The sequence below is a fragment of the Gemmobacter sp. genome (assembly GCF_016792925.1).
In the GTDB taxonomy this organism is placed as follows: domain Bacteria; phylum Pseudomonadota; class Alphaproteobacteria; order Rhodobacterales; family Rhodobacteraceae; genus Gemmobacter.
Map to the genome: position 1 here is coordinate 1 of NZ_JAEULU010000076.1, position 1,530 is coordinate 1,530.

At 65.3% G+C, this 1,530-nt stretch carries 5 protein-coding genes; 4 read left to right on the plus strand and 1 reads right to left on the minus strand.

Going from position 1 to position 1,530, the window contains the following annotated elements; genetic code table 11:
• The 4 genes from JNN06_RS03975 to JNN06_RS03990 form a co-directional block, all read left to right on the plus strand.
• Positions 1-273: hypothetical protein (locus JNN06_RS03975; RefSeq protein WP_291238302.1), on the plus strand; the 273-nt coding region annotated here is incomplete at its 5' end.
• A complete protein-coding gene (locus tag JNN06_RS03980; RefSeq protein ID WP_291238303.1) occupies positions 248-403 on the plus strand; it encodes a hypothetical protein in 156 nt (51 codons plus the stop codon). The genes JNN06_RS03975 and JNN06_RS03980, both read left to right, overlap by 26 nt.
• On the plus strand, positions 400-906 hold the full coding sequence (locus JNN06_RS03985; protein ID WP_291238304.1) for a hypothetical protein: 507 nt from the start codon (positions 400-402) through the stop codon (positions 904-906). The genes JNN06_RS03980 and JNN06_RS03985 overlap by 4 nt, the downstream gene beginning before the upstream one ends.
• Positions 903-1,208, plus strand: a complete 306-nt coding sequence (locus JNN06_RS03990) for a hypothetical protein (protein ID WP_291238305.1) — start codon at positions 903-905, stop codon at positions 1,206-1,208. The genes JNN06_RS03985 and JNN06_RS03990 overlap by 4 nt, the downstream gene beginning before the upstream one ends.
• On the opposite strand, the gene JNN06_RS03995 is transcribed toward JNN06_RS03990, so the two are convergent.
• Complete coding sequence (locus tag JNN06_RS03995) at positions 1,209-1,436, minus strand: hypothetical protein (protein WP_291238306.1); 228 nt, start codon at positions 1,434-1,436, stop codon at positions 1,209-1,211.
• Between the last annotated feature and the right edge of the window lie 94 nt (positions 1,437-1,530).

Below are 1,530 nucleotides of genomic sequence, written 5' to 3' on the forward strand. Positions count from 1 at the left end.
CGAAGCGATGGTGCGGCACATGATCGGAGCCGCAGAATGAACATCCTCTGGAAACTGATCGTCGGGGGGCTGTGGAAGCCAATCCTCGCCGTGCTGGGGGCGCTCGGGCTGTATGCCAAGGGCCGGTCGGACGCCAAGGCGAAGGCCGACCTGCGCGACCTGAAGGGCTTCAAGGAAACCACGGAAAGGATGACCGATGCGGATGTTGCCATGGGTGATGATCCCTCTGCTCTTCGCGAATGGCTGCGTGACCGCGACCCCGACAAGCGGTGATGCCATCTGCACCGGGACGCGGGCGGCGCGGGCCGATCATGCGGCAGCCTTGGCGGATACGCAGGACGAGCGGGTGCTGATGACCGGCGCGCGGCTGGTGGCCCTGATCGACGCGGGTTGCGCCAAATGACCGAACCCCAGGAACGCATCTGGAACGATCGCCTCGGCTGGATCGCCGCAGACGGCACCATCGAACGCGAAGCCGGGAACAAGAAGGAGCCGCCGATGACCGTCGATGAATTCTGCCGCCGCTTCACTTACCGCAAAGGCCTGCCGTCGCTCTTTGGCCGCGATATTCGCAAGTCAGCCGTGGGGGACTGCGGCTCCTTCGCGTGGACCGTCCTGCTGATCCTGGAGGGCGGTTTTTTCGGGGCAGTGAAGGCGCAGATCACCGGCAAGGCAAAGCTGGTCCGGGTCAAGTCGCCGGTCAACGGCACGATCCCTATGCATGTCGCCCTTTGGCACCGCGACTATGGCTGGATTGACAGCACCCGGCGCGAGTGGCGGGACGGCCCCGAGCCGCACCGGAAACGCTGGCCCTTGTGGTGCGAGAAGGCCGCTCTGGCCTTCGCCATGTGGCAGGCGTGGGAAAACCGGGGGCTGCTGGAATACCTGCTTGGGGCGCTGCAATGATCCGCGTCTTCCTCTGGGCCTTCGCCCTGACGCTGGCCGGGCTGTTTGCCATCATGTCGGTTATGCCCGCTGCGGCGCAGACCCCGCAATGCACCAGCCTGCCGGAAGCCCTTGCCGCGCTGCAACAGCGCTATGGCGAGGTGCCCCGCGTCTCCGGGCTGGCGAGCAACGGCTCGTTGATGGTGGTGACGGCCAGCGAGGCGGGCGGGTTCTCGGTGCTGCTGGTAACGCCGGACGGGCTGGCCTGCATGGTCGCCTCGGGCGAGGCGTTCGAGGTGCTGCCGGGAGGGGTGGAGGGCTGATCAGGGCTTGGGCGTGAGGGCGGGCATCTTCCAAACCTGATACCACTTCTTGACGCGAGACAGCTTTTCTCTTTGGGGTTTCACGTCTTCCGGCCAAATGCAATGGATCCAGAGCGCTCCATCTTTGGCGTATAATTGAGCCACAACGCGGGTCGGCGGGATTCCGAATGTGAAGCTGACGAAGTCCCCCTCTTGCAAAACCGCGCCGTCGTCGTCGCGCTCGCTCACGGCTCTTGCTCCTGGCTGGTGGATGTGGTGGGGCGGGTGGCGGGGAAATGCCACAGAAGGCCCCTTGCTCTGGCCTCTGGCGGAATGCCGCCGT